At 57.9% G+C, this 26015-nt stretch carries 23 protein-coding genes; all 23 read right to left on the bottom strand.

All coding sequences use genetic code 11. The features are described from left to right. Positions 1 to 17: 17 nt before the first annotated feature. The 23 genes from ACJ8IP_RS06615 to ACJ8IP_RS06505 all read right to left on the bottom strand — a co-directional run bounded on the left by ACJ8IP_RS06615 (position 18) and on the right by ACJ8IP_RS06505 (position 25561). Positions 18 to 791: a PP2C family protein-serine/threonine phosphatase gene (locus ACJ8IP_RS06615; protein WP_033643559.1), complete on the bottom strand. Its 774-nt coding sequence runs from the start codon at positions 789 to 791 to the stop codon at positions 18 to 20. Beyond that, positions 791 to 2524 carry a type VI secretion system-associated FHA domain protein TagH gene (tagH, locus tag ACJ8IP_RS06610; RefSeq protein WP_198793136.1) on the bottom strand — a complete coding sequence of 578 codons (1734 nt, stop codon included), beginning with the start codon at positions 2522 to 2524 and terminating at the stop codon, positions 791 to 793. The genes ACJ8IP_RS06615 and tagH overlap by 1 nt, the downstream gene beginning before the upstream one ends. A 170-nt stretch (positions 2525 to 2694) precedes the next feature. After that, the gene (locus ACJ8IP_RS06605) at positions 2695 to 3057 is read right to left on the bottom strand and encodes a hypothetical protein (RefSeq protein ID WP_164106733.1); all 363 of its coding nucleotides are present in this window, start codon (positions 3055 to 3057) and stop codon (positions 2695 to 2697) included. A 191-nt stretch (positions 3058 to 3248) separates the two neighbouring features. After that, entirely contained in the window at positions 3249 to 3584 is a 336-nt protein-coding gene (locus tag ACJ8IP_RS06600) for a T6SS amidase immunity protein Tai4 family protein (protein WP_227711491.1), read from the bottom strand. A gap of 69 nt (positions 3585 to 3653) precedes the next feature. Then, on the bottom strand, positions 3654 to 3989 hold the full coding sequence (locus ACJ8IP_RS06595) for a T6SS amidase immunity protein Tai4 family protein (RefSeq protein ID WP_042784886.1): 336 nt from the start codon (positions 3987 to 3989) through the stop codon (positions 3654 to 3656). A 16-nt stretch (positions 3990 to 4005) separates the two neighbouring features. After that, positions 4006 to 4800, bottom strand: coding sequence for a lysozyme inhibitor LprI family protein (locus ACJ8IP_RS06590; RefSeq protein ID WP_042784884.1), 795 nt, complete (start codon positions 4798 to 4800; stop codon positions 4006 to 4008). Between the two features lie 13 nt (positions 4801 to 4813). After that, entirely contained in the window at positions 4814 to 5644 is an 831-nt protein-coding gene (locus ACJ8IP_RS06585; protein ID WP_227818391.1) for a pesticin C-terminus-like muramidase, read from the bottom strand. A 67-nt stretch (positions 5645 to 5711) separates the two neighbouring features. Further along, the gene (locus tag ACJ8IP_RS06580) at positions 5712 to 6194 is read right to left on the bottom strand and encodes an Hcp family type VI secretion system effector (RefSeq protein ID WP_004934962.1); all 483 of its coding nucleotides are present in this window, start codon (positions 6192 to 6194) and stop codon (positions 5712 to 5714) included. A gap of 304 nt (positions 6195 to 6498) precedes the next feature. Continuing rightward, on the bottom strand, positions 6499 to 8004 hold the full coding sequence (gene tssC, locus ACJ8IP_RS06575) for a type VI secretion system contractile sheath large subunit (protein WP_004934958.1): 1506 nt from the start codon (positions 8002 to 8004) through the stop codon (positions 6499 to 6501). A gap of 3 nt (positions 8005 to 8007) precedes the next feature. Next, positions 8008 to 8544, bottom strand: coding sequence for a type VI secretion system contractile sheath small subunit (tssB, locus tag ACJ8IP_RS06570; protein ID WP_015378282.1), 537 nt, complete (start codon positions 8542 to 8544; stop codon positions 8008 to 8010). A 122-nt stretch (positions 8545 to 8666) separates the two neighbouring features. After that, positions 8667 to 9698 (bottom strand): type VI secretion system protein TssA, encoded by a 1032-nt coding sequence (tssA, locus tag ACJ8IP_RS06565; RefSeq protein WP_164106735.1) that lies wholly within the window; start codon positions 9696 to 9698, stop codon positions 8667 to 8669. 23 nt (positions 9699 to 9721) lie between these two features. Then, positions 9722 to 10441, bottom strand: a complete 720-nt coding sequence (tagF, locus tag ACJ8IP_RS06560; protein WP_033643553.1) for a type VI secretion system-associated protein TagF — start codon at positions 10439 to 10441, stop codon at positions 9722 to 9724. Positions 10442 to 10459: 18 nt separating this feature from the next. Further along, positions 10460 to 14101, bottom strand: coding sequence for a type VI secretion system membrane subunit TssM (tssM, locus tag ACJ8IP_RS06555; RefSeq protein WP_442524335.1), 3642 nt, complete (start codon positions 14099 to 14101; stop codon positions 10460 to 10462). Continuing rightward, positions 14101 to 15303 (bottom strand): DotU family type VI secretion system protein, encoded by a 1203-nt coding sequence (locus tag ACJ8IP_RS06550; protein WP_049272050.1) that lies wholly within the window; start codon positions 15301 to 15303, stop codon positions 14101 to 14103. Before ACJ8IP_RS06550 ends, tssM begins: the two co-directional genes overlap by 1 nt. 21 nt (positions 15304 to 15324) lie before the next feature. Beyond that, positions 15325 to 16671, bottom strand: coding sequence for a type VI secretion system baseplate subunit TssK (tssK, locus tag ACJ8IP_RS06545; protein WP_164106739.1), 1347 nt, complete (start codon positions 16669 to 16671; stop codon positions 15325 to 15327). Positions 16672 to 16711: 40 nt separating this feature from the next. Beyond that, positions 16712 to 17242 (bottom strand): type VI secretion system lipoprotein TssJ, encoded by a 531-nt coding sequence (gene tssJ, locus ACJ8IP_RS06540; protein WP_164106741.1) that lies wholly within the window; start codon positions 17240 to 17242, stop codon positions 16712 to 16714. 29 nt (positions 17243 to 17271) lie between these two features. After that, positions 17272 to 17772 (bottom strand): type VI secretion system accessory protein TagV, encoded by a 501-nt coding sequence (gene tagV, locus ACJ8IP_RS06535; RefSeq protein WP_033643550.1) that lies wholly within the window; start codon positions 17770 to 17772, stop codon positions 17272 to 17274. 48 nt (positions 17773 to 17820) lie between these two features. Then, the gene (locus tag ACJ8IP_RS06530) at positions 17821 to 18213 is read right to left on the bottom strand and encodes a DUF4150 domain-containing protein (protein WP_033643549.1); all 393 of its coding nucleotides are present in this window, start codon (positions 18211 to 18213) and stop codon (positions 17821 to 17823) included. 17 nt (positions 18214 to 18230) lie between these two features. After that, complete coding sequence (locus ACJ8IP_RS06525; RefSeq protein WP_164106743.1) at positions 18231 to 18866, bottom strand: DUF3540 domain-containing protein; 636 nt, start codon at positions 18864 to 18866, stop codon at positions 18231 to 18233. A 30-nt stretch (positions 18867 to 18896) separates the two neighbouring features. Beyond that, complete coding sequence (locus tag ACJ8IP_RS06520; protein WP_164106745.1) at positions 18897 to 19964, bottom strand: pentapeptide repeat-containing protein; 1068 nt, start codon at positions 19962 to 19964, stop codon at positions 18897 to 18899. After that, positions 19961 to 22492, bottom strand: a complete 2532-nt coding sequence (locus ACJ8IP_RS06515) for a DUF2169 domain-containing protein (RefSeq protein ID WP_164106747.1) — start codon at positions 22490 to 22492, stop codon at positions 19961 to 19963. The genes ACJ8IP_RS06520 and ACJ8IP_RS06515 overlap by 4 nt, the downstream gene beginning before the upstream one ends. A 197-nt stretch (positions 22493 to 22689) precedes the next feature. Beyond that, positions 22690 to 23175 carry a hypothetical protein gene (locus ACJ8IP_RS06510; RefSeq protein WP_033650855.1) on the bottom strand — a complete coding sequence of 162 codons (486 nt, stop codon included), beginning with the start codon at positions 23173 to 23175 and terminating at the stop codon, positions 22690 to 22692. A 13-nt stretch (positions 23176 to 23188) separates the two neighbouring features. After that, the gene (locus ACJ8IP_RS06505) at positions 23189 to 25561 is read right to left on the bottom strand and encodes a type VI secretion system Vgr family protein (protein WP_233092517.1); all 2373 of its coding nucleotides are present in this window, start codon (positions 25559 to 25561) and stop codon (positions 23189 to 23191) included. Positions 25562 to 26015 lie beyond the last annotated feature (454 nt).

Here is a 26015-nt window from a genome sequence, read left to right as displayed (position 1 = left end):
TGTGAATGTGCGCCGACTCAGTCGCGGATGAGAAACCGTTCCGCATCCGCCAGCGAATGCAGCAGGGTGGTTTCCTGCGGTGAGCCAATCCAGACGGCGATAGCGCTGTAGTTATCGCTGTTATTGTTTTTCTTCCATGCCTGCTGCATCAGGGCGATCCACTCGCTGGGGGAGTTGACCATGTGCAGCGACTGTTCCAGTTCGGCCTGGCTGAAGCTGTGCCAGAAGCCGTCGGTGCACAGCAGGAAAACGTCGCCGTCTTCCAGCTGCAGCACGTCGCTGTAGGTGGCGTCGCGCTCTTCGTTGAGCCCCAGCGCGAAATACAGCAGGTTGCTGTTGATGCCGTTGGTCTGATAACCGGCGTCCTGCATCTGTTGGATCAGGCTGTGGTCGGTGGTGACGGCATGCAGGTAGCCGCGGCGGAACAGGTACAGGCGGCTGTCGCCGGCGTGCGCCCAGTAGGCCAGCTGGTAATCGCGATCGATAAACAGACTGACCAGCGTGGTGCCCATCTTGCTGTATTCGTCCGACTGCCGCTGCTGCTGGTGGATGGCGGCATTGGCGCGCGTAATGTGCTGACGAATGCTCTGGGCGTTCAGGTGCTTTTCGCCGTCGAAGTTTTGCAAAATGGTGTCGCGCGCCAGTTTGGCGGCGATATCGCCGCCCGGAAAACCGGCGATGCCGTCGCACACCACGAAGCAGGCGGCGCGGTTGCCGAGCACCTCGCCGGTCTGATCCTGGTTGGAGGCGCGGCCGCCCTGATTGGAGGTAGAGGCTATGGTGATATTCATTACGCGTCCGGTTTGGTCTGTGAGTCTTTGTATTGATTCACTTCAACGTCATAGGCGTGCAGGAAGGCTTCGCCGAACAGGGTGTGGAAATCGTCCTCGATCTCGCCGGAGGTTTGCTGATAGTTCTTCACAAAGTAGTCCCACAGCGCGGCCTTGCGGTTGGCGGGCAGCGACAGACGCGGCGCCACGCCTTCCTTGCGCGCTTCCTCTTCGAGGCGCTCCGGGTTGAAGGACTGCAGCATGGCGGCGATGATGGCGCGAATGCCGGCGATCATCCCCAGCTGGTGTGCCTGCAGGTCGATCAGCGCATCGCGCACCGCCTGTTCCGGCGGCATAAAGCCCGGCATCTGGCTGCCGAACATCTGCATCAGCACCGTTTTCCCCGAAGGCAGCAGTTTGAACGGGTTGTTGGCCTCGTCGAGGATCATGGTCATCTCGGCCTTCACGCCGCGCTTGAGGATCGAGCGGGATGAGAGCAGGGCGACGGTGCCTTGCGAGAACAGGCTCAGCAGGCGGCCGGCCTGGCGGATCTGTTGTTCGTCGAAATGCGGCTGCGGCTGCAGATCGTCGAGACCGATGCCTTGCAACAGCGCCGTCAGCAGCGGCCCCTCCAAGGTGTCACCATTCGGCGCGGCGGCGTGCTGCCGCTGGGCGGACTGGTAGGCGACCGGATCGATGCCCAGGCGGTTGCCCTGGCGCGGGCGCGGAGGTTGCGCAGGCGGTTCCTGCTGGCTGAACTGCGGCGCGGGTTGGGGTTGCGGCTCGGGTCTCTGCACCGGCGGCGGCGGCGGCGTCGGTTGAGGGCGCGGCGCTTGCGGTTGTGCGGCGATCGGCGCCGGTGGTGGGGACGGCGGTTGTGCCGGTTCCTCCGGCTGAGCCAGCGGCACGGCGCCGCCCATCAACAGCCCCAGCGGGTCGTTGCTGTTTAACGTCTCTGGCGAAGCGGGCGCGGATGAACCGCCGAACAGCGCCAGCGGATCCAGCTCTTGTTCCGGTTGCTGCGCATTCTGGACGGGGGGAGCCGGGCGCGGTGGCGCAGCCTGCTCCGCCAGCAGCGCGCTGGGAGTGGTGTCGGCCAGGATATGCTCACGCTCAAAAGTGGAGTCGGTGTTGAACAAGGCGGCCGGATCGGTTTGCTGTTGCTGCAATTGGCGCAGATCGACATCGCCCGCCAGCTGCGCCAGCGGATCGGCCGGGTTCAGCTCGCGAGCGGGGGTATCCAGCAGCGGATGGCTGTCTGGATTGGCGATCGGCGGCGGTGTGACGGCGGCCGACGCATTCGGCGTAAATTCTTCCACCAGGCTGTCCCAGATTTCGTTGGGGATCGGCGCGGCGGATTTTTCTTTGGCGGCGGCAGCAGGGGCCGCAGCAGCGGCAGCGGCCTTGGCCACCGGTTGAGCCTGCGGCGCGGCGTGCTGTTGCAGCGCGCTGACTTCAATCTGGTAATCGTCGATGCCGAGCACGTCGCCATCCTGCAGTTCAACCTGGCGGCCACGCTCCAGCGGAATATCGTTCAGCAGCACGCGGGTGACGTTGCCGCGATTGGTGATGCGGCATTCGCCGTCAGAGGAAATGTGCACGATTGCCTGCAGACGGGAAATGGCGCGCTCTTCGTCCGGCAGCACCAGGTTGTTGTCCACGCTGCGGCCGATGGTGCCGCCCGGCGGCAGAAAATCGCAACTGCTTTGCGGCGGAACCTGGCCGCTTTTATTTTTTACAATGGAAAATCGCATAAGGCATTCCTGCTGATAAGATCTTATGGCCAGACAGTGGAACTCGATAACTGGATGAGTCCAACTTGATTTCTTTCCTAAGAGAGAGCTTTGAATGTGAGTGACTAAATTCTTTGGCTAACGCATTATATGGTCGAAAACTTCAATGTAATAACGTGAGGCTGTATATGTCAGGTGATGTCTTTGCTATTATTCGCATTATTCTTAGTCTTTCTTTTGTAATAGAGGTTAGTTGGTAATTGAGACAGGTAAGTAAGGGCGAATATAATACTGGCGTACCACACCTCATCATAGTCTTGAAATTTTATATTGAGCATTGGATCCAGTATCTCAGAGCCATAGTTAAATACTAAACCTTGGATGATGCTTGCAAATAAATTTACTGTGGTAGCTATCACAAAAAGGGAATAGGATTTTCTATTGTTGGTTTTTTGTTTTAGGTGATAAAGCCCGACAAATACTAAGACTGACAGGAAAAAGTATAAAAACACAAATGAGTAAGAGTAGGTGGAAAGCGTGACGTCATCGATCACTGTTTTTTCCTTATCCCAATGCTCTAAAATTCCATATGGTTTGTACTGAGTAATAGAAAGTCAAGGAATATTTTCCCAATGACTGATGATTAATGGTGCTGGTATATTTTCAAGTAATAAATTATAAGTGATAAAAATGTAATTAATTTGAGGCTGATGGCTGCAAAAAATGAATTCTATCACTGCGGCTATTACTTTGAGTAACGTTTAAAAATGGCTTCAGCTTCACTGGCGTTCTGCAGTGAAAGGCAATCTAAAATATGATAACTTCCTTTAACTGAGCCTTGGCTATTTTTATTGGCGTACTGTTCAGCCAGCTTTTCGCCTTGTTCGAATGCATCCATCGGCAGTTTACTCAATTCTAAATAGGCGGAAGCGGAACGGAAGGCGTCTTGCTTAGTTTTTTCTGAGTCAGTGGACTTCCCAATGCAGCGGCTGACTAACCAATTTTTATATAGTGCCTCTTGCGATAAAATATTGAGTGAGTTTTCAGCAAGGGCTACATGGCTTCCGAGCAGCAGAGACATTAAAAAGTACGTGTATCTTCTCATCCGAGATAACCTTTGATATGAGCCGTCGTTTGAGCAACTCTGATATCAGTTGTCGTCTTTCCCTTGGTTCTTCTTGATGATGGCTTGCAACGCTTGGCTATGTACAAGATCGATGCACTTTGCCATCGTCATCGGCTCCCCTGACATACTGTCATAGGGCTTTGCCAGAAATTCTTTTGCCAGCGCCCTGACGGCGGTATGCGCCTCCAGAGAATAATCGCCGAACTCCATATAACCCCGAGCAGCGGCGGCGGCATCGTTTTTGACTTCTTTTGCTGAGTACCCCTTGGCGATACAAACGCTAAGCGCGTAGTTTTTGAGGTACTCGGCAGAGGAGTACTTTTCGTTGGCGGAAGCTTCAGTATTCAATACCGCCAACATGAGTAGGAACGCAGTTTTAATCGTGTGACGTAAGTGCATCGATTCGTTTTTGCATCGTATCGGCCAGGCAATCTTTGTCATCTCGGCATTTATCCCTTTGCAGTAACCAAGATCTTTGCGTGCTGTTTAAAGAAGCCGCCAGTTTTTTATCCCCTACATCGGTCGCCTGCTTTTTTGCCAACAGCCAAGCTTGGGAAACGCTTTTGTCATAGGCGGATAAATTGAAGTCTGAGCAGATAGTTTTTTCAACAACGCTTGTAGATTTGGCACAGTCGAAAGACGCTGCAGGTTTAGGATCTTTCGGTAACCGTTCTAATTGCAGTAGCGAACCATCGTACCAATTAACCAGCATTTTTTTTGGATTGAGAGCGGCAAAGCTGGAGCCTGCACCATTATCGGATGGGCCGAATGATCCGGAGTGACAAGCGATCTTGAAAAGAGAGACTTCTGCTTGGCCGTTTTCTTTCAATGCATAGTTTTTAGCCGAGATGCTTTTATCTCCGCCCATCGACTTACCGATGAATTGATTTAGCGTGCTTCTCTCAATACTTAAGGTTGGCGCTGTGCAGACGTCTTTTTCCGGCAGATTGTTTTCTATTGATTTAGTGGAAATATTGATTACTCTTCCTAGTAATCGAGGGTCGTTAAGTTGATAGCTAAGCGTGCGGGTAGTCTCATTGTCTATGTTGACCTGAGTCACTTGCCATAAGCCATCAATAGTTGATGATGTTGGGGCATTAACGTTTTTTTCTGCTGCACATGCAGTAAGTGAGAAAAATACGCTACTAATTAAAAATGCAGATAATTTCATTGTGGCGAATTCCTTAGCGATAGTTTCCATTTAAATAGAGCTCGACTTCGTAATTTCTTCTGTTTATCAGCCCTTTCATCACTTTTCCACCTGAGGTAATGGCACGTTTTATTTCTGTCATTGCATCAGATATTTTGCTCTGATTAATGAATGCTGCGACGTTGTTGAGTCGACCACCTGGATTATAAGCAAAGGAGACTAACGCATCAAACTCTTGTTGTGTGAGTGGAACAAGAATTTTATTCCTAACAGCTCTTTCATAGGCAGGTACTATAAATTTAAGTAGTTCCGTTTCCTGTGTGTCGGTTAAAACCACTAAATTGTGATTTTCTTTCGCGAAGTCTTTAGCTTGCTGATGATGTAGCCCGGCGGCTGCACTGATTTTATCTGCAGTTGCGCTGTCTAATCCAATCGCGATCATGGTATTTTTTATTGATTCTATAGAGCGAGCTTTCATATCATAACCCGGCCCCAGAGTGACCCCGCTTGCACCGCCAGGCCAATGTAGGTGGTTACTTACTCCGCGCCATGCTTCAATATTAAAGATAAACCTTAAACCGCTTTGTGAAATGCCCATAGCTCCGGGACCTTGACGACCTGCACTACCACCGATAGGAGGTTGTGGTGCTCGAGTTTCGACGTGTGAACCCAGGGCTAAGAATGTTTTTCGACCAGCGATGCCGTCAACATGCAGACCTTTTTTACGTTGCACTTTTTTTACTGCTAATTCAGTCTTTAGACCGAATATGCCATCAGAGTTAAGAATAGCCCCCTGTTTATTAAGCAATTCTTGCAATGATTTTACGTGATTTCCTCTGTCACCTTTTCTAATCGCTTTCATCATGATTTCCTTATCTAAAATACATCGCTTGCCAAACCAACCTCCCCATAACGGGGAGGTTGTATAACAATTAAGCTTCGCGGTTTTCCTTGATGTTCCAACCTGCGCTGCTTTCGGCGCCTTTGCCGCCTTTGTCGCTCTGCTCCCAGTACTGCTGTTTCACTTTCGCCGCCTGGAAGGAGTAGGTGACGCCCACGGTGTCTTCGCCGCCTGCACCGGTGTACTGCACGGCGGTGACCAGCACGTCTTCCAGGGTGATTTTTGCGTATTCAACCTGGGTGCCGCCCGCCTTGCAAACCGACAGCTCAATCTTGGTCAGGTGTTTGCCGCTTGAGCAGTGTTTCAGCAAGGCCGGGGTTGACTTGTCGATCAGCGCGTTGACGTGCAGATCGTTGAAGCACACTTTGCCGGCGCCACCGCCGCCGCCAACGCCCATATTGCCCGGTTGAGAAGCGCCCCAGGAGAAAGAAGTAATGTCGGTCCAGCCTTTGTGATTCGAATCTTTGGATTCGCCGCTGGCACCTTCAACTTTCAGGAACATATCAATAGCCATAGTTTCTTCACTCTTTATTAAGGGTTAACAGTAGTATTAACGTTACGTTGAAAAACTCAGGTAATAGCAGCAGGAATTGCAAGTGTGGTAATGCATTACCAATTTATATCCTTGTGCCATGCACCTTCTTAAATACCGAAAACTATCGGTACGGGTTACCGAGCCACTATTAAGTGCTAATGGCTCAATGCTTAATTATTTCGCGTTATCTTGGTTCCACATGCGATCTGGGTTTTCTGCGATAGGCTGACGATGAGGTTGCTGCATTAGTCAGGCCGCACTACCGCGGCCTGACTTCAGTCCATCAGGACGCGTCGTTTTGTTTCAGCGAAGGCAGCTTCGACACCAGGCGCAGAGAAACGGTCAGGCCTTCCAGCTGGTAGTGCGGGCGCAGGAAGAACTTAGCGCTGTAGTAGCCCGGGTTGTCTTCGATCTCTTCCACCTGCACTTCCGCCGCGGCCAGCGGTTTGCGCGACTTGGTTTCCTGCGATGAGTTGGCCGGATCGCCGTCCACGTAGTTCATGATCCAGTCATTCAGCCAGCGCTCCATATCGTCGCGCTCGCGGAAGGAGCCAATTTTGTCGCGCACGATGCACTTCAGATAGTGCGCGAAGCGGCAGCAGGCGAACAGGTATGGCAGGCGCGCGGAAAGCTGGGCGTTGGCGGAGGCGTCGGCGTCGTAGTATTCCGCCGGCTTCTGCAGCGATTGCGCGCCGATAAAGGCGGCGAAGTCGGAGTTTTTGCGGTGCACCAGCGGCATAAAGCCGTTTTTGGCCAGCTCGGCTTCGCGACGATCGCTGATGGCGATCTCGGTCGGGCACTTCATGTCCACGCCGCCGTCGTCGCTCGGGAAGGTATGGCACGGCAGGTTCTCCACCGCGCCGCCGGATTCCACCCCGCGAATGGCGGTGCACCAACCGAACTCTTTGAACGAACGGTTGATGTTGGCGGCCATGGCGTAGGCGGCGTTGGTCCAGGTGTAGTTGCCGTGGGTCGCGCCGTCGGTATCTTCTTCGAAGTCAAACTCGTCCACCGGATTGGTGCGGATGCCATACGGCAGGCGCGCCAGGAAGCGCGGCATCACCAGGCCCAGGTAGCGCGCGTCTTCCGATTCGCGCAGGCTGCGCCAGGCGGCGTATTCGGTGTTCTGGAAAATCTTGGTCAGATCGCGCGGGTTGGAGAGCTCCTGCCAGGACTCCATTTGCATCACGCTTGGCGCGGTGCCGGCGATGAACGGGCAGTGTGAGGCGGCGCCGATCTTGGCCATTTCACCCAGCAGCTCCACGTCCTGCGGGCTGTGATCGAAGTAGTAGTCGCCCACCAGGCAGCCGAAGGGCTCGCCGCCGAACTGGCCATATTCTTCTTCGTAGATTTTCTTGAAGATCGGGCTCTGATCCCAGCCCACGCCTTTATAACGCTTCAGCGTGCGGCCCAGCTCCTGCTTGGAAATGCTCATGAAACGGATCTTCAGCATCTCGTCGGTTTCAGAGTTGTTGACCAGGTAGTGCAGGCCGTGCCACGCGCCTTCCAGCTTCTGGAAATCGTCGTGGTGAATGATCTGGTTGATCTGCTGCGACAGCTTTTCGTCGATTTCCGCGATCAGCGCCTGGATGGTGCGGTAGGCGTCGGAAGAAACGGTGACGGTATTTTCCAGCGCCTGCTGCGCCAGAGTTTTCACCGCGTTCTCGACCGCTTCTTTGGCCTGATCGGTCTTCGGCCGGAACTCTTTGTTCAACAGCGCGCTGAATTCATCGCTGGAAAAAGTCTCGGTGGTTTGCAACGCATTTTGTTGCTGAGGCGAGTTGCTCATCGATTAATCCTCACGCTCGTTGTTGTCATCGTTAACCGCCGGCTTCGGCGCGTCGGTCAGGGATTTCAGCAGCGCCGGGTTTTGCAGGATCTTGGAGATCAGCTCCTCGGCACCGTTTTTACCGTCCATGTAGGACAGCAGGTTGGAAAGCTGGGTGCGGGCGTCCAGCAGATTGTCCAGCGCGTCGACCTTGCGGGCGATAGCGGCGGGGGAGAAGTCTTCCATGCTTTCGAAGGTCAGATCGATGTTCAGCTTGCCTTCGCCGGTCAGGGTATTGTCAACCTGATAAGCGACGCGCGGCTTCAGCGATTTCATGCGCTCGTCGAAGTTGTCGACGTCGATTTCCATGAACTTGCGCTCCTCCACGCTGGCTTGCGGATCGACCGCTTTCCCCACCAGATCCGCCATCACGCCCATCACGAACGGCAGCTGGATTTTGCGCTCTGCGCCATAAATTTCGACATCGTATTCAATCTGTACGCGCGGCGCGCGGTTGCGGGCGATGAATTTCTGCCCGCTGCGGGATTTCGAGTTTGACATGATTTACTCCATCTAATGGCGATTGGGAACGCGCCTCGTCCGGCTGGGAGAGTCAGGTTCTGATTCGGGTCTGCGCAGGGGCAGACGGTATCGGGTGTCGTCAAGAGAACAAAAGTCGGCGGCTAGCTGTTCTCCTCGTTGTCGGGGCGACCGAGAATGGTCTCCAGTTGGTTAAGCCCATCGGGCGCCAAATCGCGGACGATTTGCATAAAGTCCAGCGTAATCAGTCGCTGTACCCGATCGATCATCAGCGGCGCCGGGTGGCTTGGCTCATGAAGACGAAAATAGTTTTTCACCTTGTCCAGCATCAGCTGGGCGTCGTCGCGCGACTGGATCTGCGCGCTGCGCCAGTTGAGTGAGGCAGAGGCGCTCTGCACGGCGGCTGGTGGCTGCTCAGCGGCGGTTTCCTGTGTGGCGTCCGCTTCAGTGGCGGCCGGGGCCTCGCGCTGGCCGGCAAGCGCCACCAGCGAAAAGACCTTGGTCAGCGCGCTCATTTCCGGCAGCGCGCTTTCACCCAGATGGCGGGTGACTTCGCTGCGAATGGCGGCCAGGGTGTTGGCGATATGCATCACCAGCGCGCCTTCGGGGCGATCCTGTTGCGCCAGCTCATCCTGCAGCCGTGCGCGGCCGCCGGGAAAGTTGGGGCACTCTTGCTTGCTGCCGTCGAGCAGGGCGCCGGCATCGCGCAGCGAGATTTCACCGGCGGCGCTTTTCAGCAGCGGCGCGGCGCGCACGCTGGCGGCCAGCGCGGCCTTGTCGCCAAGGTCGGCCAGCGCGTTGATGCGAAACAGCGGGTCGGCCTCGCCGTCGAACTCCAGCGGCGGCTGCAGGGCATCCCAGTAGCGGAGTATCGCCTGGTGGATCAGCGTCAGCCCGTCGGCATAGCCCGGCAATCCGCGCAGCTGGGTCCAGGCGCGAGTGAGATACAGCATGACGCGCAGGTCTTTGGTGCGCGCCAGCAGCGAGCTTGCGAGACGCTCGACCTGCACCCAATCCGGCGCTTCTTCCGGAATGATGGTGCTGCCGAATTGCTGTTCGGCTTTGCCGGTGGCGGCACGCGCCATGGCCAGAAAGTCGGCGTCGTATTCCAGGTTGTCGCCGCAGGGCGTATCCGCGTCAACCGGGGCCAGCAGGGTATCGGTGTCGATAGCCATAAGATTTCCTTCAACGAGCGATGTTAATCAAACATTTGCGGGTACTGGCCGCCGCGGCCGGGGCGCGCCCAGCCGTTGGGTTCGAACAGCAATGAAAACAGCTGCACGGTGAGGTTGCCGCTGTGCACGTGGGTGTAGAGCGGGTGCCCGTCGGCCTGATTGGTCCACCAAAAGCTGGTGTACTGCGCCGGATCGAAACAGTCGGCGGCCTGCTGCCAGCCGAGGCCCGGTACGTCCGGATGCTGGAAACCGATAATCGACAATATCTCGGAGTCCGCTTCCGCCGGCGGGCTGGGCAGCGCCGGGATCGCCTGCAGCGTGCGGTCGATCTGTTCGGCGGAGAAGCCGTTGCGCACGCCGTTCAGCAGGGTATGGCCGAGCTGTTGGTACCAGCTCGCCGCCATGTTCAGCTGTTGCGGGCGCCAATCCTGTTGGCTGAACAGGCGCAGCGCGCAGATGGGGTAACGCCGCCCGACGCGGTCGCGCGCCGGCAACAGGCAGCCCATCTGCACGTACTGGCTGCCGAGCGTGGCGGGGATCACGAAGTTCCACACCGGCGCGTTGCTGAACGGGTGATCGTTTGGCCCCTGCGCATCGCGCTGCAAATTCACCAGCCCGTTATGGAACCAGTGGGCCCAGTTGTTGACCACCGGGTCAGGCAAACGGCGTTGCAGGAAGTCACCGGCGGAAGGAAGTTTGCCGTACCAGCCGATGCTCGTCGGGGCGCTTGAATCAGTGCTCATGGTCATGTCCTTTCGGGGCTACGGGCACGAGAAGGCCGGCAGTTGGAACGGATTGCGAATGCTGTTGGGCGTGAACTCCAACGTGACGCGGTGGCCGTCGAGATTGAACGTCGCCTGACGGCCGAGGCCGCCGGTGCCCGAAGACTGCGCCATATCCACCAGGCGGTTCAGCGCCCACGGCCCGCTGGTCACCAGACTGGCGGTGGTGCCGTTGGCCAGCGCCAGCTGCAGATGCACCTGGTTGGTATTGCGGGTGCCCGGCCAGCTGACCACCAGCGGCACCTGCGGGCCGTGGCTGTATTTGAACAGCTGCCCGTCGATATCCAGCGTCAGGTTGAGGATGTCGTTATCCATCCGCACCGGCCGCACGGTCACGCGGTAAGAGGGCGTCGCCGTGCCGTTGGCGAAAAAGGCGTCGCGGATGCGCTGCGCCTGCTGGAACGACCGCAGGATGCCTTCGCCGCCGGGCAGCGTCTTGCCGTCCACGCCGGGCGTGAAACGCCAGTTGGCGCGGGTGGTATCGACCTTGCCCTGCAGGTTGTCGCGGAAGAAGCTGTCCATCAGCCCGCTGTTCGGCGCGAACATGCGCGCCAAATCGTCCGGCGTCACTTCCTGGCGCGCCCGGGCCACCAACGGATAACGCCCGGCGATCGCCTGGCGGCAGAAGCTGCCGACCTCGAAGCTGATGCGCTTTTTCACGTTCTCCATCTCTTTGCGCTGGGTGTCGCTGCTGGCGCCGATCGCCAGCGACAGCAGCATCTGTTTGAACGGCACCGGCAAGCGGCCGGATTCGGCCTGCAGGCGCGGGATGATGTCGCTCGGCGGCGCTGACATGCCGCTGTTGGCCGCGCCTTGCACCGCCGTCAGGTAGCTGTACAGCTCATCGACCTGTTTCAGCACGCTGTCGAAAGGGATCGCCTTATTGCCTTCGCCCTGGCTTTGCGCCAGCTCAAGCAGCGGCGCGAAGTGCGCCATCACCAGCTGTTCCGGCTGGGCCGACACGTCGCCGTCGCCGTCGGCGTTGGCCGGCCGGTTGGTGAACAGCGCCTCCAGCGTGCGGTTGGCGTTTTGATTCAGTTTGTCTTCGGTTTTGGCCAGCAGCGAGCGGGAATCGGCGTCGCTTTTCTCGTCGCGCAGGGTGACGTTTTTGCTGACGTTAACCAGCAGATTGCGCATCGGCGACGGATTGCCGGACAGCAGGCGCGCGCTGCTGATGCGCTGGGTCAGGTTGCCGATGTTGGCCAGTTGGATATCGCCCAGCAGCTCATCCCAGGCGCTGATAAAGTCCTGCATGTACAGTTGGCGGATGGTCTTGGTCAGATCGGCGCTTTTCTGCTCCGGCGTCTGGCTGTTCAACACCCAGACGTCTTCCTTGCGCAGGGTATCGGTCACCGGATCGATGTTGTCGTTGAACGCTTTCCAATACCCCTGTGAGGTGAACAGGCCCGGCACGCCGTCGGTCACCGGTTTGCCGCTTTTGCGGCTGAATGCCAGTTCGGTCTGCGGACCGGCCAAATCGACCAGGCTGACCGGCTTGATGTCGGTCTGTTTCAGCAGCAGACGCTTAAGGCGGCCGTAGACGCGTTGCGACAGCGGCGCCCGATTGAGCGCGGCCTGCGCCTGTGCCACCAACGGCTCGTCTTTGGCGTAAGGCGAGGCCTGGATCTGCGTATCCAGCAGTTGGCTCAGGTGCCATTCGATCTGCTGCAGCTGTTTTTGGGTGCTGCCCTGCGGCAGGTTGCGCTGCAGGTTGAGCATCACCCAGGCGCGCAGGAATTTGCCGTCGTACTGCTTCGGCAGATACAGCATCTGGTAGGCCTTCAGCGCTTCATAGCTGAAGTCCGCGTCGCCGTGGTTATCGTTGCGCAGCGTGGCGGCGATCTGTTGCGCCACCTGCGGCAGCAGCAGTTCTTTCAACGCTTTTTGGTACAGGGCATTGCCGGCGTCGCCGACCTGATCGCCGCGGAACAATCCCATGCGATAGGTGAACGGCGGATCGTCCAGCGAAAAGTTCTGGCTGTCCGGCAGATGCAGCAGGCTGTTGAGGAACGGCAGCAGCGAGAACATATCGCCGTTGCCCAACTGGGTCAGGCTTTGCCCCTGGCGCTCGACGCCGGGCACCTTGGCGGCCACTTCCGCCAGATAGGCCTTGTTGTTGCCGTAGCTGGTGAACCACAACATCGCCAGCACCGCCAGGATCACCGCCAGCGCGATGTACCCCGCCCAGTGCAGGGCGCGGTTGCGGTATTCCCACCAGCGGTTGCTGCCCGCCAGCCCGGACTCCTGGAAGACCACCGATTCCAGCGTCTCTTTCAGGAAGAAGCTCTGGCCTTTGGCTGCCGGGATCGGCGTTTCCTGGCCCACGTTGTCCCAGGCCGCGTTGGCCTGCGCCCCTGAGTTGGCCGGCGGCAGCTGCAGGTAGCGGTTCAGTTCACCCATCACTCTGTCAAACGGCAGACCTTCCTGAGTGCCGCTGGTGAAGTAGATGCCGCGCGGGGTAAAGCGGGTTTCAAAACTGGAGGTGGCGAACACCTGTTCCAGATATTGGCCGAGCAGCGGGCGCAGCGCGGCGAACTCCTGCGGGAACAGGTAGCTTTCGGCGCGTTGGCGCGCGTCGTGCTCCATCAGCAGCGTATCCGGCAGCGCCGCATCCAGCCGTTGTTGCAGCAGGGCGTATTGTTGTTCGAAGGCGGCGTTCAGGTTGAAGTCCGGCTGCCGCGAGCGCTCGTAAGGGAAGGTGAATCCCCAGATCTGGTCGCGTTGCGCTTTGTCGAAGCTGCCGAAATAGGCCATAAAGCCGTTGAGCAGGTCGGTTTTGGTCACCAGCACATAGACCGGGAAGTGAATGCCCAGCTGTTCGTGCAGTTCTATCAGGCGTTTGCGCAGCGCGCTGGCCTGCGCGGCGCGCGCTTCCGCGCTGTCGCTCAGCAGATCGGCGACGCTGATGGTGACCATCACGCCGTTGATCGGCTGGCGGGTGCGATATTTTTTCAGCAGCGCGACGAAGCTTTGCCATTCGCCGGCGTCTTCTTCGCGCTGGCTTTCCTGGGTGGTGTAGCGGCCGGCGGTGTCGAGCAGCACCGCGTCGTTGGTAAACCACCAGTCGCAGTTGCGGGTGCCGCCCACGCCGCGCAGCGCGGACTTGCCGAAGCGATCCGCCAGCGGAAAATGCAGGCCGGAGTTGACCAGCGCGGTGGTTTTACCGGCGCCGGGCGCGCCGATGATCACATACCACGGCAGCTGATACAGATATTGGCGGCTGAAGCGGGTCATCCAGCGATGTTTGCCGTCGCCCTGGCCCGGGGCGAAGCGCGCCTTTTTCAACAGCTGCGCCGCTTCGTCGAAACGCTGGGCCAGCGGATCGTCTGGTTTGATCTCCGGCTTGCCGTCTTCCGCCGGCACCGCTTCGGCGGCGCGCAGGTTGCTCAGCAGGCGGCTGTTGAACCAGGCGCTGTAGAGGCGCGGGATCAGGCGGCACAGGAACCAAATCAGGTAGATAGCGCCGATGGCGATCTGGCGGTTGAGTTCCGGCTCCAGCGGGCGATAGTCACCGATGGCGACCAGCGGGCCGATCGTCCAGATGATGAACGCCAGCGCGGTGATGCCGACAAAGCCCCACAGCAGGCGGCTGGTGATGATGGAGAATAACGTACTGAGCATTACTTTCCGGTTCCTTGCGGCAAGCCGTTGATTTCCGCCTGGGTGTTTTCCGGGGCGACCAACAGCGTAATTTCTACCCGGCGGTTCAACGCGCGGTTCACTTTGTTATCGTTCGGCGCGACGGGGTTGCTCTCGCCGCGGCCCTCGGCCTTGACCCGCTGCGGGTTGGCGAGGTGTTTTTGCAAGCGGGCGCTGACCGCTTCGGCGCGCGCCAGCGACAGCTCCCAGTTGGAGGCGAAGCGGGCGCTGCGGATCGGCACGTTGTCGCTGTAGCCGGTGACCAGGATTTTGCCGCTGACGCCGTTCATGGCGGCGGCGATGCGGTCGATGACCGGAATATAGTTGGCACGCACCGTGGTGGCGGCGGAGTCGAACAGCCCGTCGCCTTTGAGGATCACCACGCTTTGCTGCGCTTCGTCGCGCACCACCACCAATCCTTCGGCGATCTCTTTGCGCAGGAAACTTTTCAGGCTCAGCGTCGGCGGCGCGGCCGGCGCCGGATTACCGATCGCGACCTGCGGCAGGTTGGTTTGGTAAATCGCCGCCAGCACCGGGCTGGTGTTGTCGCCCAGCCGCCAGTTGAGGGCGATAAACAGCAGCGAAGCCAGGAAGCCGGTCAGCGCCACGCAGGCCCACAGCGGCACCAGCGGACGCCACAGTTTCTGTTGTACCGGCAGATCCAGCGCATGAGGCGACAGGGGCGGGGCGTAGCCGCCGCGCACCGACCGAATCAGCTGCAGCAGGCGCTGCTTCATGGTTTCCAACTGCGAGCGGCCGTTTTCCATCACCCGGTAGCGGCCTTCAAAGCCCAGCAGCAGGCAATAATTGATCAGCTCCAGCAGATTGATGTGCTCGCGCGGGCTCTGCGACAGCTTGGCCAGCAGCTGGAAGAACTTCTCGCCGCCCCAGGTTTCGTTATGGAAGGTCACCAGCAGCCCGCTGCCGGACCACACGCTGTTGCTGCCCCACGGGGTCAGCGCCGCCGCTTCATCCAGCGCGGTGCACAGACAATAACGCGCGCCGATGATCACTTCGTACGGCAGGTTGGCGCGTTGGCCGCGGATCTCGAAGCGGCGCATTTCGTCGATCAGCTGTTGGCGCAACTGCGCCGGGTTGGCGTGCGTGGCCGATTGGCGGATCTGCGAAATGGCGTTCAGCAGCGGGTTGGCGGCGTCCACCAGCGGGTTAGCCGCCGGCGCCATGCTATTTTCCTGAGTCATAGGTTACCGGTCCGTATGGCTGCGAATCGCCCAAAATTCCATGTCCAGCCCCGGGAATTCGCCGGCCAGGTGCAGGGCGAAGGCGCTGGATTTTTCCATCTGTTTCCACAGGTCGCCGCCTTTTTCCAGCTCGAAATAGGTGTAGCCGGCGTGATAAGGGATCTGACGCGGCGCGACGGGCATGGTGCGCAGACCGATGCCCGGCAGCTGCAGCTGCACCAGATCGCGGATGCGCGTGACCGGGGCGATCTTCATCTGCGCCGGGAAGTGGGTCAGCAACACCTCGGCGGCCACGTCGGCACGCACCGCCAGCACGAAGCCGAAGTCGCGCATCATTTTGGCGTCTTGCACGGTGGCGACGTTCAGCCCGTGGGAGCGCTCGACCAGCGTCAGCTGAATGGCATTGTCCTCCAGCACCACCGACAGGCCCTGACGCAGCAACAGCATCAGCTTGCCGAAGCACAGCGCCAGGTTGTCGTGGTCATACACCGGCAGGCGGCCTTCCGGGGTGCGCTGCGCCGAGAAGCTGGCGAGTTCGGTGGCGAACTGCAGCCAATCGGCGAACAGGCGCTCCGGGTGCAGATGGTCGAGGTGGTAGGCATGGCTCACCTGACCGAGATGGCGGTTGATCAGCTGCAGCAGCATGAAATCGACCATTTCGGAACTGCCGCCGCGGCCCGGTTGCAGCAGGCGTTGACTCATCTGCTGGCTGCGCTGTTGCAGCAACCCCTGCAGATCGTTGATGAAGGTCTTCAGTACCGGGTTGCCCTGACAGTTCAGCATCGGCGGGATTTGCGCCGTATCGAGACGCAGGCTGTTGTCGCCGCGCTTTTCCAGCACGCGGGTGACGCTGAGCGCCGTCCATTCGGCGTTCAGCTCGCTCTCCAGCATCAGCCGCAGGCGCAGGCGACCGAATTGCAAGGCCGCGCTGCCCACCGAGACGGCGTTGAGATCGTCGACTTCGGTCTCGTAAGCCAGATAGCGCGCCAGCGCTTCCGGGCTTTCCTGAAAGATCACGTCTTCACGCCCCGCGCGATAGGTCGGCAGAGCCAGCACCACGTTTTCACCGGTCTTGTTGTCGGCGATGGCCAGCGGCGCGGGCGCCTGCTGGGCGCCGGAGAAGCGAAACGGCGTGCCGTCGGGCATGATGCCGCTGGCGGCGTTGAGCGCGATCTTGCCCTGGCGCAGCAGCGTTTGATCCAGATCCAGGGTGAGAAATCCCCAGAAACAGCCGCTGTGGGCCTGGCCCCAGTTGCGCATATAGCCTTCGAGATAGTTTTCCGCCTGCTGGAAATGGTGAGGGCGCAAAAACATCCCCTCAGTCCAGACAACCTTATGAGCATCTTTCATCATCACACCTATAGTTACTTCGCTTCAGCGCAGCGGTAGGTCAGTCGACCTTTTTTACGGGGCGCAGGCCACTCACGCCCGCGACGATATGCGCTTCCAGCTCATCCGGCGAGAATTGCCATACCTTGTAGAAATTGGTTTCGGTGGGTTCCGGCAGCGGCAGTGAAATGCGCCAGGTCTTGCCGTCCAGATTTTGATATTCGGCGATCACGCCGATGTAACGTGCGTCCAATGTGCTTTGCCCACCGAGCTTTTTGCCGGTCTGGCCCGGCGTCAGGAAGAACTGATCGCTGTCCAGCAGGCTGTTGCCGAGCACGCTTTTGGCGTCGTTTTGCAGACTGAAAAAGTCGGCTTCCATGAATTCCGCATCCGAGCGCAGCAGCAGCACGCGAATTTTGATCGGCGCCGGTTGCGCGCCGGCGGCGGCGTTGACCTGGCGGTCAGCGTCGAAGACCAGGCTGTAACGCGCCGGCACGCTTTTCGCGGAAGACATGCAGCCACTGAGCGCCAGCGCGCCCAGCAGCAGAAACAGCATCCCGCACCAGCGGGAAGCGATAGGGGTCGTCGTCATGGGAATCTCGTCGCCCGCAGGCGTGCTGACTACTGGAGGATCCAGGTGGCTGAGCCGGCGTTTTTGCACGCCTTGCTGTCGCCGCCGACTTTAACGCAGTCCTGCTTGGCGGCGCGCGCGCGGCGCGGCAGATCTTTGCGCAGCGTCGCTTTGTAGCGCGCTTCCGGCACGCCGGCGTTGGCCTGGATATACCCCACCAGATCGCCGCCGCGGATGGCGGAGATCGCCAGCCAGTTGTTTTCCACTTCGCCCAGCGCGTAGAACGCGGCGGCATTGTCCAGGCTGCCGACGGCGGTGCCGGTATAATTCGGGCTGCTCATGATGCTGGCGGCGTACAGGCTGCGGTACTCCTCACCGATCGGTTTGAACTGTTTCGGCGCGCTCACCGCGGCGCGGTGCTTTAACGTGACGCCGTTGACTTCACTGCTGACGATGGCGTCGTTATTGAGCGCCGGCGGCGGTGGCGGTGGGGTGGAGCAACCGGCAAGCGTCAGGGCGGTCAACAACGTCAGGGTAATCCGTGTTTTCACAATGTCCTCTTTTTCTTGATTGAATGGCTGTGTAATAAAGCGCCGTCATCAGGGCGCAAGCAGCAACACTTTTAATTGGCTCGGCACGATGCGCATGCCGAGCGCGTTGGTGGAGTTCTGCAGGCTGAGGCTGGTCAGCCGGGTGGCCGGGGTGCCTTTGAGCAGCACGGTAAAGGCGCCGGTCAGGTGGCGGGACGGCCCCATCACCGTGCCGGAAGCGACGCCGGTGGCCACGCCGGGGTTGTCGCCGTTGGTCAGGGGCGTCACCGTCGCCATGTTGTGCGCCGGGGTACCGACGAACAGAATGTTGAACGCGTTCGGGATGGCGGTCGGCGCCAGGGCGATATCCGGGTAGGGAATGGGCACCGGTGCCGGGCTTGGCGTCAGACAGACGTCGGGAAACGCCAGGTCCACGCCGATCATTTGGCTGTTGGCAAACATAAAAGGTCTCCGCAAGGTTATCCGACGTGGATCTGTTCCGAATCCAGCTTGGTGATGTCTTTCGAGGTAATCAGCGTGTTGCGAGCATGAATGCGGGCGTAATCTTCCGCCTGATAATCCAGCTGCCCGGCGCGCACGTGCTCGGTCTGGCGCACTTTGCGAAACAGCGAGTGGCTGATCTGGCTGACCGAATGCCACAGTGACTCGCAGCGTTTGCCGACCAGGCGGCTGATGCTGACGAAAGCCGAGAGCTCTTCGCCGCTGTATTTCATCTTGTCGACGTGGCAGTCGCCGCTGTTCGCTTGCAGGGTCATGGCGTCGCCGCTCAGGTTCAGCGCCTGCGCGCCGTGCAGCGACAGCGAGCCGTGCAGCGTTTCAATGTGCAGATCGCCTTCGACGCTCAGCCGCGCCGCATTTTGCGGTTCCGCGCGCTCGAGGACGGCGATCGTCCACAGCTGGTGGCCGCAACCGGCGACCAGCACGCTATCGCCGAGGGCCGGCGTCAGCAGGCAGCTGGCCGCACGGCGGCAATGCCAGCCGCGGCCTTCACATTCCACCACCAGGCTGCCGTCCGGCAACAGGTTGACGACCTGGCCGGCGGCCTGCTGGGGCGGCGCGATGTTGACGGCGCGAGTAGTGTTGACAACGCTCATGGTGATCCCCTCGTGAAGTGGTCAATACGTTCAAATGCGGCTTTGGCGCTGTGCGCTCCAGATTTCGGCGGCGTACAGCTCTTCGTCGCGCTCGAGAATGCCGCTGCGGTCGCCCCAGCGCGTTTGCTGCTGGTGGGCGCGGTGCATGCGGGTGCGCATGAAGCGCGCACGCCGAAAATCGGCGGCGCCGATGTCGGCATAACAAAAATCGGCGTAGGTCAGGTCGCTGTCGCTGAAATCACAGCGCGCCGCGCGGCTGTGCTGGAACACGCCCTGATACAGACGCGCCTGGTTGAAGTTGGCGGCGTCCAGCGTCGCTTCGCTGAAAATCGCCTGATCGAACTGCCCGCCGCTGCACTGTGCCTGAGTCAGGTTGGCCTCCAGCCACAGCGACTGCTGCGCCTGCACGCCCGTCAGGTTGGCGCGCCGCAGCGAAGCGCCCTTGAAGTTGCTTTGGCGCAGCGTCGCCTGGCTGAAGTCGACGTCGTCCAATTGGTTATCGGTAAACTGGCAGGCGATCAGGCGCTGCCCGGCGTAACTTTTGCTGCGGTGGTCGCATTCGAAAAACGTGACGCGGTCGAACGAACAGCCTTTTAAATCAGTAGTACGAAGGTCAAGACGAAAGAAGGTGACAAGTGACAACTGACTTTGAGCCAGGTTAACCTGCTGTAATGCCGTTTCGTAAAAGGTCACGCGATCCTGGATTGACGCGCCAAAATCACCGCCTTCGAGTGGGCAGCGCATAAATTGCGTTTGGTCGAGCACGGCCTGCTTGAAACTGGCATCGTTAAGCCGACATTCATTGAAAATGCTTTGCTCCAGCCGGCACTCTGTGAAGTCGGCCCCCGCCAGGGCGCACTGATTGAAGGTGGTCTGATGCAAGGTTTGCCGGGCGAAACAGCACCGATCCAGACAGCATTCACTGAAGGTGGTCTCCTGCAGATTGCATCCGCTGAAATCTATACCTTGCAGATTGACTCGTGAAAAAATTACGCCGGACAGATCCCAACCGCGCAGATCCAAATGGCTGATGTCACATTCCTGCAGAGGTTCACCGCGCTCTATTTGCTGCCGAACGCTTTCTGCTTCAAGCGTCATAATTTCTCCTGAACGGTGCGAGGCAGCGTTTTTGTTTGTCGGGTATAAGCACCATCAATTTTTGTTGAGCCGTCAATCCGCGATTGCGACAGGTCGGCGCGGAACAAATTAGCGCCGCGTAAATCGGCGCCGCTGAACAGGCTTTTTTGCATCACTGCACTGACAAAACTGGCGTTAGTCAGATCGGCGTTGCTGAAGTCGCAGCGGATGAACAAGCTGCCATTGCCGTTCGCTTTCTGCAGGTTGGCGGCAGTGAGCTGGGCCTCGGAGAAGTCGCTGTTATCAATCCGTGCAAGACGAAAACAGGCCTGATGCAGCGGTAACTGACGCAAATTGCATTGCTTGAGCGTCGCTTCGCTGAAGTTCGCTCTGGGCATCGCGCTTTGTGCGACAAAAGAGCATGTTTGCAGTCTGGCCCCCTGAAATGAGCAGCCTTCCGCACGGGTTTCGACCAACGAACAGGTATCAAGCCGAGCATGACTGAAGTCGAACCCTTCGAGTTGGCAGCGAATGAACGTCACTTTCTCCAGCTTGGCTTGATGAAATTTCAGCTGGCTCAATGTCAAAGCCATCATCGTGATGACGCAGAGCGTGGCCTGAGAAAAATCGCATTGCGTCATAAAAGTGCGGTATCCCGCCAACTGCTCCAGTCTGCTTCCCGTGAAATTGCAGTTTTTGAACAGCGTTTCCTGAATATTGGTTTCCACCAGGGTTGCATGAGAAAAGTCAGCGTTCTCACAGTGAGCCAACGCCAGGGAGGCGTGATTCAGGTTAGCCCCTTGCAGGCGGGCGCCGGTGAAGTCTGCACGCGCCAACATCGCTTGTTCAAAATTAGCATGGTCGAGACGGCAACCGCTGAAATTGGCGTTTTCCAGCAGACAACGGCTGAAGTCTGCACCGGTGAGATCCAAACCGGAAAGATCGGCGCCGGTCAGATCGATACCGCTAAAGTTTTTATCGCCGCGTTGGGTGGCCATCGCGCGGTTACGTATGATCGTCGCTAAGTCGCCACTCAGCCGCAGCGCAGGGCCTTGTGATTGTGCGGTCATCAGGTAGGCCTGATACAGCGCTTGTTCCTGTTCTTCCAGGCGGCGACGATCGGCGGGATCGCTATGTTGGTAGAGCAGATCCCGCATCTGCTGGAAATTTTCATGCCCGCTGCTTGACGGCGGCGCCTCGACGACGCTTTGAGGATCAACCCCCTGGGCCCGTAGTTCGTCATACAGAGCCTGTTGTCTTTGCTCAGCCTCCTGTTCAAGACGCTCGACATAGTCGGGCAACTCATCCAATGCGGGGCGTTCCGTCGGGGGAAGTGCTTCATCGATGTCCTGACCTTCCGAGAGTCGGCGATCGCGATAGTGTTGTTGCAGGTGTTGCTGATAACGAGTGAGGTTGCGCACCGCCGGGCTTTCTTCTGTCGCTTGCTTCGTATCCAACCAGGGGCCGATGGCCGATTCAGGCACCAGCTCTTTTTCGCGAAAGGCGAATAAACCGCCTTTCTCGGTATCGCTGCGTTGGCGCAATACCTTGCGATAATGATTGGCTGAGCGAGCGGCACCGGACAGTTCTAGCGCCGGCATAAGGTGCAGAACGTCAGCGGCGTCGTCTTCGTCAATACGTACGCTGCCGTGATAAATCAACAACATCTGTTGGCGATGCGGAAAGAACCAGACTGTCGTGTGCCGCATGGCGATTTCTTCGATCTCGGGTTCGCCGTGTCGCAGCCGGTTGATAAAGCAGCGGGCTATCCACGTTGGTAGCTGTCCTTGTTGGCAGGGGATCTGCGGATGCATGTTCCAAATACGATAGGTGGCGCCGCTCGGAAGTGCATCACGCTGCGGCCATTGCTGATCGTGATCCGCCATATTAAACAGGCGCCAATCAGTATCGCTGGCCAGCCCTGGGAACTCATTTTGCAGCCAGTTGGCGTCGTATTTTTTGCCGATGCGGCTGAAACGGCGTGGCCAATTGATGTCCAACGCGTCAAAGCTGACGGGGAGCGCAGTCTGGCGCGGCGAGCTCAGTCGATTGTGAAGCGGTTCGATATTGGGGAGGGGACAGCGAGAACCCCGCGGAAATGTTTCTGGGTTAGCGCCAAGGCCGTGCGGGTTTTCAACCCATTGCGGGCCGCCGAAAGCGCGGCTCCAATCCAGACGCATTTCATCAAAGGGGAGTGGGGATGAGGGGCGATCATTGATCCAGTGACGATCGCCGAAGACCACCAGCGTTTTCTCCAGCGTATCCAACTGGATTTTAACCGCACAAGCGGTTTTATCAGCTTGATGATGGGTATAGGCGTAGCCGGTGGCAAGAAATTCTGCACAGACTTTAGGAAAGGCGAGATCGAGCACGCCGCCGCTCAAGGTCAGCTCTTCGCTGGCGAGTTGCCATAGTTCAGGCTCGGGGCGCAGACGTGGGGACGCCCCCATGTCGGCTAACGCCAAAACGGAAACGCCCAGATAATTTTCCCCCTGCCAACGGTAGGGGCGATGAAGCGTGCTCAGACGCAAAGGTTTTACGACTTTCATTGTGTGTGCAAGGCTTCCGGTAGATACCTGCGGGCAACATGTTGCGCCGCACAAAAACAATCCCGTTTTTCGCTTTATTGGATATCAGGCAAAGTCACATCAGATGAAAATATTCACCCGCGGTTGGATTCAGGGGAAGGTAACGCTCCCCAAATAAAAACGACGAGTAAGATAAAAATGCAAGTGATTATAAATAGTTATATAGATAGCCCTTTGCGAACCAGCAGGACTGTCGCTACGGACAGCGCGGCAGCGATTGCCTTGGCTGCAAATTGCACTGCGCTCTCCAGGTGATAGGGGGCGAAGAAACCTACTGCGGCGGATGCCAACACCAGCAGCGCGGCGAGCAAAGCGAAGCATCCAAGCTCTCCCATCAGGGACAGCGCGCCGCCGGGAGTGGTGACGCCCAAGTACACCATCAGGAAACCGGGTAGGATTAGGAAACCGATCAACTCTGCAGGGTAATTCACCGCCGACATCACGTACTGGTTGTATTTAAGGAGCGCTAGCATCAGCACGACAAAGATGAGCAGACGTGCAGGGAAAGACAGAGGTTTATTTGCCGGCAAAATATTTTTGCAAATCGCGGCGATCAGCACGCCACCCACCAAAATGCCGAACAGGGTAAAGACGATTTTACCCCAGAGACTGTCCTGTGTCGCAAAGTCAATAAACGAACCCATCGTGACGCTTTCCTTATGAAATGGATGTCAGGATCGCAATCGCGAGCCTAATGGAACAATAAGTCATTTTCAGATCGTTGAAATCGGCTTCCGGACCTTTCTTATACAAGATGAACTGAGGTTCGAACTTCACTACCGCTGCGGTTTTAACATCGACGGTCAGCCCGCCGGTAATGGAGAATGCCGCGCCAGTCTTGATGCCGACATCCAACCACTTGGTCCAGGTCATGTTCTTGGGGCGGATGATAATGTGCTCGCTGTCGCTTTTTACCGTCACCTTGTTGCCGTGGATGTAAATATCCGATCCACTGGGGCCTTCGCCATCGACAGTGGCGATCTTAATCTTCGATGCTTTCTGCACGTAGTCTGTGGCGGTGGTGACGGTTAATTTATTCTGAGAGCGTGTTTCTTCGCCGCTGACGGTGGAGGTCAGGTTGCCGGTGATATCGAGGCTCTTGTTGCCGCCCGACAATTTGGTGCTCTGGTTTCCGCTGGTAATCTCCAGCTTCTTATCGCCGGTTTCGATTTTCGTGGACTGGCCATATTGCTCGATGGTGGTGTCTTGGCCTTGCTTAATCAGTTGGGTCTGCTTGTTTTCAATCGTATGGTGGCGATTGCCCTTCAGCAGAATGGTTTGATCGCCGGTGATGTTGACGTTATCGCCGCCGTCGTGAATGGTGAATTTACGCCCGGCTTTGATCCCCACCTGTTGCCCACTGTTAAAAGTGGCGGTTTCAGGTCCTGTCACGGTGGTATTACGCATTGATCCGAAAAGGAAAGTTGCATTGCCGATAACCTGATGGTCTTGGGTCTTGCCGATGCGGGTGAAACGACTGCCGTCAATATTGACGTTCTTGTCGTTTTCCACCGTCATGTTCATGTTGCGTTCGGCGTGCATGTCGAAAGATTCGTTGCCGGGCGAGTCTTCCAGGAACAGGAAGCTGGCGTTGTCGACGCCGCCGCCTTTGCTGCGGCTCATAAAGCCCATTTTGGTGGCGTCGCCGGGCAGATCCCAAGGCGGCATGCTGTCTTCGTTGTAAACGCGGCCGGTGATGATGGGGCGATCCGGATCGCCGTTGATAAAGTCGACCACCACTTCCTCACCCACGCGCGGGATTTGGATCCCGCCGTATTTCCAGCCGGCCCAGGCGCTGGAGACGCGCACCCAGCAGGAGCTGGTTTCATTGCCGCTGCCGTGGCGATCCCAACGGAACTTGAGTTTCACCCGGCCATATTTATCGGTCCAGATGCTTTCGCCTTCCGGGCCAACCACTTCGGCGGTCTGCGGGCCATGGGTTTTCGGCCAGGGTGTGGTGCGCGCCGGGCGCCAGTTGATGTCCGCCGGCACCACCTGAAATTCGGTATGTTGCTCGCCAACGTCGTTATCGTTGCTGGCGTAGCTGTTTTCCTGCATGAAGTAACGCGCGCTGACCACCAGATAGGCGCGGTTGTCTTCCATGCGCGGCGCCTGGATCAGCTGAAAACGGTAGCCGGGCGCAATGCCCTGCGAACTGCCTTCCCCGCTCATCTGCTCATGCTGCGCTTCGAACTCCTGTTGGCGCACCTTGACGTAAAACTGGCCGTGGGCGTGATCGGTATAACGCCCGGGCCAGTCGAACACCTCGGCTTTATCCTGTGCGAACGAGGCGGGATTCTGCCGGGCCTCGAGCAGCCGTGCGCGCGGTTTACGAAAATCGTAGTCATCCAGGCTATACAGGCTGGGCGTGATGGCGTCCGAGACGCTCCAGCTGTTGATGCTGTCCTTGTTTTCCACCAGACCGCCTTCCGCGAGCTGATAGGGGATGCTGGCATAGCCGGCGAGTTCCTGATGCGCCGCCGGCGCGTCGGCCAGCACCAGCGTATGGCCGTCCTGCTGGTGCGTGAAATAGTAATAGATGCCTTCATGTTCCATCAGACGACTGATGAAATCGAAATCGCTCTCCTGGTACTGCACGCAGTACCCCCAGATGCGGTAGTCGTAACTCAGACGGTTATCGATCTTCACCTGATACTGCCCCAGCACCTGGGTCAGGATGTCGGGAACGGTCTTTTCCTGATAGATGCGAAAATCGCGGTTTTGCGTCAGGTACCACAGCGTGGGGCGCAGCACGGCGCGGTAGATATAGTAGCGGTTGCCGCCGGCTTCTCGTCCGGAGAGGGTCATACGCGTGATATTGCCGTTGAGATAACGCGGGGCCATCGGGTTGCCCCGCAGCTCCAGCGTGATTTTTTGTCCCAGCAGCGATTTCAGATCGAGGCGATTGTCAGGGCTGAGCAGCTCGACGTCGAACTCGAACAGCCCGGCCAGTCTTTCCTCACCGGAAAGGCTTCTGAACAACAGCTGATGGGCGGGCAAAGGTGTGTGCGCAATGATAAGGCGATCCATACTATATCCCCGGTTTAGGCATAGCTACCGCACGAGATTTGACGCGCGATCCCGATGGCGTATCTGTCACGAATTGAGACAGGGGCTGACGAAAGATTTAACAAAGTTTACACAAAGGCACGATTTGTGCAGTCTACAATAGAGCTCTGCATTTGCAAAATAGCCTTGTGGATCAATGCTCAATTCGTTAACTCGCTCACGATCTGCTTTTTTATTATCTAAAACATATAGATACCAGCAGATCTTTTTTTATCCCAAATTATTGGGAAAATGGTAATACCAAATAATAAATCTGTAACACTTAAGTCAACGTGTTTATAAAACAACTCTTTTTTTCCGTGAAAAAAGTCACTGAGTATTTTTTATCCTTACCATTCGTTAGTTAAAGATGATCAAATATATAAATTTACCGAATGTTAATTCGGATGATTCCTATTTGGTCGGCGTGAAAAGC

It is taken from the genome of Serratia sp. CY52157 (assembly GCF_052168495.1).
GTDB lineage: Bacteria > Pseudomonadota > Gammaproteobacteria > Enterobacterales > Enterobacteriaceae > Serratia > Serratia ureilytica.
The sequence above is the reverse complement of the archived record's forward strand: the minus strand, read 5'-3'. Positions and strand labels throughout refer to the sequence as shown.

Bases quoted from the DNA above. Each gene is read 5' to 3' on its own strand.
- ACJ8IP_RS06530 (WP_033643549.1), bottom strand. From the start codon at position 18,213: ATGTTTGCCAACAGCCAAATGATCGGCGTGGACCTGGCGTTTCCCGAC.
- tagH (WP_198793136.1), bottom strand. From the start codon at position 2,524: ATGCGATTTTCCATTGTAAAAAATAAAAGCGGCCAGGTTCCGCCGCAA.
- tssC (WP_004934958.1), bottom strand. From the start codon at position 8,004: ATGAGCAACTCGCCTCAGCAACAAAATGCGTTGCAAACCACCGAGACT.
- tssJ (WP_164106741.1), bottom strand. From the start codon at position 17,242: ATGACGACGACCCCTATCGCTTCCCGCTGGTGCGGGATGCTGTTTCTG.
- ACJ8IP_RS06520 (WP_164106745.1), bottom strand. From the start codon at position 19,964: ATGACGCTTGAAGCAGAAAGCGTTCGGCAGCAAATAGAGCGCGGTGAA.
- ACJ8IP_RS06580 (WP_004934962.1), bottom strand. From the start codon at position 6,194: ATGGCTATTGATATGTTCCTGAAAGTTGAAGGTGCCAGCGGCGAATCC.
- ACJ8IP_RS06585 (WP_227818391.1), bottom strand. From the start codon at position 5,644: ATGATGAAAGCGATTAGAAAAGGTGACAGAGGAAATCACGTAAAATCA.
- tssM (WP_442524335.1), bottom strand. From the start codon at position 14,101: ATGCTCAGTACGTTATTCTCCATCATCACCAGCCGCCTGCTGTGGGGC.
- ACJ8IP_RS06590 (WP_042784884.1), bottom strand. From the start codon at position 4,800: ATGAAATTATCTGCATTTTTAATTAGTAGCGTATTTTTCTCACTTACT.
- ACJ8IP_RS06595 (WP_042784886.1), bottom strand. From the start codon at position 3,989: ATGTTGGCGGTATTGAATACTGAAGCTTCCGCCAACGAAAAGTACTCC.
- ACJ8IP_RS06600 (WP_227711491.1), bottom strand. From the start codon at position 3,584: ATGTCTCTGCTGCTCGGAAGCCATGTAGCCCTTGCTGAAAACTCACTC.
- ACJ8IP_RS06505 (WP_233092517.1), bottom strand. From the start codon at position 25,561: ATGGATCGCCTTATCATTGCGCACACACCTTTGCCCGCCCATCAGCTG.
- ACJ8IP_RS06550 (WP_049272050.1), bottom strand. From the start codon at position 15,303: ATGGCGCCGGCGGCTAACCCGCTGGTGGACGCCGCCAACCCGCTGCTG.
- ACJ8IP_RS06525 (WP_164106743.1), bottom strand. From the start codon at position 18,866: ATGAGCGTTGTCAACACTACTCGCGCCGTCAACATCGCGCCGCCCCAG.
- tagF (WP_033643553.1), bottom strand. From the start codon at position 10,441: ATGAGCACTGATTCAAGCGCCCCGACGAGCATCGGCTGGTACGGCAAA.
- tssK (WP_164106739.1), bottom strand. From the start codon at position 16,671: ATGAAAGATGCTCATAAGGTTGTCTGGACTGAGGGGATGTTTTTGCGC.
- tssA (WP_164106735.1), bottom strand. From the start codon at position 9,698: ATGGCTATCGACACCGATACCCTGCTGGCCCCGGTTGACGCGGATACG.
- ACJ8IP_RS06615 (WP_033643559.1), bottom strand. From the start codon at position 791: ATGAATATCACCATAGCCTCTACCTCCAATCAGGGCGGCCGCGCCTCC.
- tssB (WP_015378282.1), bottom strand. From the start codon at position 8,544: ATGTCAAACTCGAAATCCCGCAGCGGGCAGAAATTCATCGCCCGCAAC.
- ACJ8IP_RS06515 (WP_164106747.1), bottom strand. From the start codon at position 22,492: ATGAAAGTCGTAAAACCTTTGCGTCTGAGCACGCTTCATCGCCCCTAC.
- ACJ8IP_RS06510 (WP_033650855.1), bottom strand. From the start codon at position 23,175: ATGGGTTCGTTTATTGACTTTGCGACACAGGACAGTCTCTGGGGTAAA.